This window comes from Candidatus Angelobacter sp. (genome assembly GCA_035607015.1).
Classification (GTDB): domain Bacteria; phylum Verrucomicrobiota; class Verrucomicrobiia; order Limisphaerales; family AV2; genus AV2.
Genome location: DATNDF010000089.1, coordinates 1 through 3,225, shown reverse-complemented (window position 1 = coordinate 3,225; position 3,225 = coordinate 1). Strand labels below are relative to the sequence as shown.

Here is a 3,225-nt window from a genome sequence, read left to right as displayed (position 1 = left end):
CAGCGGAATGTTCTGAAAGAGATTGGTGAACCCCGCGTCTTTGAGAGATTGAAAAGTGCTCTCCGTCACAAAGAGGTCCTGGTCCGGGTTGGTGTTGAAATCGCCGCCGATGACGAAGGCCCTCTCCGGATTTGTTATCTTGCCGTCCACCGCGGCCACGTGGCGCACAAGTTGCCGGGCCGACAGTTCACGCTTCAGGATATTCAACTGTGTTTCGCGTTCGATGTTGCCGCGAGTCTGGTTGTCCTTCATCTGCACTGCGTAGAAACCGACGTCCACCTCGTCAAACCGTATGGCTGCGAACGCGAAGCCTCCTGGCGGTTCGACGGTTCCCTCCTTCCTCCAACTCTCGGCCCATGCGCCAAACGCGGCCCGCTTGGACAGAATGGCGACTTGTTCCCGTGAAACGCCGCCTGTGGCCGCGCTCGGAAACGCGGAACACACAAGCACGTAATACCGCACCGGTCTCAAGAGTTCAGCGAGCCGATTGCAGGACCGGGCGTCGCGCACACCCTGCAAGAGGACCACATCGGGATCGAGCCTCCTCAACGTCGCCGCAGCATCTCGAAGCGGCTTTTCCTCGGCCTCGATTGATGAGTCGCCCCGCGAGTTATTCGACGGAACAGAAAGTTTCCAGGTCGTCACGCGAATCTGACCGGAGAAGCCGCGACACGTGGCAAAGAAGGTGACGAGCAGCAGGACGATCAGATGGCGCATAGAAGGCCAACTTCAGTTGAGTGGTCGTTGCGCCGACTGCTCATACATTCACAGGCATGAGTTCCGTGACAGGCAGCGTAGGTTTCCCCGCAGTGCCTGTAAAGCGGAATGCCGGACTCGGGCCGGCAAGTCAGTGATGAGTTGAAAGGCGCAAAGCCTGCGGCCGCCTTTGAGATTTTCAATGGGTCGCGCAAATACGGGGTTCTTCAGTCCTTCGATGCCAGATGTCGGAGTTTGACCGCGTCCACGTAGGTCAGCGCGTGGAAGAGGATCGGATAGCCCGCCAAACGGTCGTGAATCTCACGGAGTGTTTGCACGGACGGCAACTGTGCCAGCCCGATGCGAACGCCGCGTTCCGACGCTTCCAGACAATAGCAGCCGGTTTCCGCCGGGAAACCCGGTGGAAGAGCCGGCAGCAGGCGGCCGACCTCCTCCGGTTTCCATCCCGTCACCGCGGGCAACTGCGCGATTTCCAGAAAAATCTGGTGCAACTGTTCTTCGGTAAGGAGCTTTTGCAGCAGGAGCCAGCTGGACAGGGGTTCGGCGACAATGGACCGCAACGTGGCAAGATCAGGCAAATCCTCTTTGCGCAAAATACCCTTTGCCAGCAAGTGGTCGTAAAACACCTGGTCCGGGTCAATTTCCACGCCGAGCCGCCGAGCCGCCAGTTCAATCCTGTTGGGCAGATCGGCGACCAGCTCGGGCCGCACCCAGATCTTCGTCGTCAACCACTCGATCATATCCGGGTGCGGTGTGGCGCCCGCGCAAATCGTATGCTCGCCCACGGGCAGCAACCGGTGCAGCCACCAGAAGACCGGCCCGACCTTCCGGTAGAGATCCTGATTGAGTGTCATTCCAGCCGGCTCGGAAGGCAGACAGCCGAGGCTCTCGGCCCAGACACGGCGGGCCTGAGTTTCGGTAAGCATCCCCATGTCCACCATCATGTCCGGCAGGCTGCGATGGGCGGCGTGCTGGCTGCTCAATGCCTCGAGCAAGACGCCAGCCTCCACGGCGGCCGCCTGCTGGAACATTTGTGAGCAGGCGAGAATCGGCGACGCGGGCAGAACCAGTCTTGGATAGGCGCGATTGCGGGCGAACGCGATGCTCGAGGGGCGGGCCAGCACCGGCTTTATGTTCGTGCCCAGCTCGCGCGCCAGCCGTTCAAGTTGTTCGGACGTAGGCGGCTCACGAAACGCCATGCGCGTCCGGCCGTCGTTCCCAGCAACTCCAATCGCTTCTGTCCGGAGGGATTGTTCTTCGGAAAAACGCCGCAACAAGCCGTCTGGAATGTTGAACGGATTGACGAACTGAACGTCCAGGCCGGAGTGTTTTGCCCAGACTTCGGTGAATTGTTCTTCGTTGATCAGGCCGAGGCGTAACAGGCAGAGCGGCGCAGAACCGGACTTTCCCATCTTCAACGCCTGGAATATTTGTTCGCGCGTGGCCAGGCCCTCTTCGACAAGCAGGTCTTCGATCGTTTTCCTGTATTCGCTCAGCTCTGCTTCGCCCGGAAAAACGTGCGCCGTCTTGTGCCAGACGAAAGGTCTGCCGAACATTTTGTACGCAAGATAGGTTTTGGCGGCGCGGACGGTGGCGAAAAAATTGATGATGTTGCCGATAACGACCCGCGGGAGCGAGAAGACCGCCTGTTTCAGATTATAAATGGTATAGACGCTGATGACCTTTTGCACCCCGCGATACGCGAGCAGCCATGTGTCCACGATGGCAATCTTCCACAGGAGCGAGTCCGGCAATAAGAGGGGCCGCACATAAAATTGCGCGGCGTAGGGCGTTTGCCGGAACAGCCATTGCAGCAAGATAACCGCGAGCACGAGATAGCCGATCATGTTGATGAAGTGCGTCAGCGGGGCGCGCCGGTCCCGCAGCAGTGTGTATCGCATCGGCAGTGTGCCTGCCCATCCGGTCTGTTCCCAGGTCTGGAAGGAAATGCCCAGTATCCAGCGCGACCGCTGGCGGGCGGCGGCCATGAACGTGCGCGGGAATGTCTCTCGAATCGCCACGATTTCGGTGACGGTTTGAGGCGGTCCGAGCGAACCGTCGCGCTGCTTGCGGCGGATGATGCGGTCAACCGGGTAATTGACCACGCCCGTGCGAAAACCCGCGCGTTTGACCCGAATGCCGATCTCGTAATCTTCCGTCAGGTTGCCGATCAGGAACGGATCGCCTTCATTGGCCGCGGACAGGTGCTCCAGCGTGTTCCTGGAAAAGGCGGTTCCAACCCCCGCCGACGGCACGATGCCTCCAATGCTCTGCCGGATGAACAGGTCCTTCGTGTGCAACTCCGCAAAATCGTCGATATACGTGTTCCCAGCCCAGTATCTCCAGACCGGCAGTTCCAGCGCGAACACCGGCAGTTGCGCCATGTCATAATCGCCCGGGACAAAATAATTGTACACCTTCAGCGCGAGCGGGTGGACAACATCCTCAGCGTCATGGATGGCGATGATGGCGTACTCCCGGATTCGGGGCACCTCGTTCAATCGCATG

General features: G+C 59.6%; 2 protein-coding genes. Both read right to left on the bottom strand.

The genetic code is table 11. The features are described from left to right. Positions 1 to 717, bottom strand: a 717-nt coding sequence (locus VN887_03735) for an endonuclease/exonuclease/phosphatase family protein (protein HXT39114.1), incomplete at its 3' end; no start/stop codon positions are given. Between the two features lie 206 nt (positions 718 to 923). After that, positions 924 to 3,225 (bottom strand): glycosyltransferase family 2 protein (locus tag VN887_03730; protein ID HXT39113.1); only part of this gene is annotated, 2,302 nt, incomplete at its 5' end.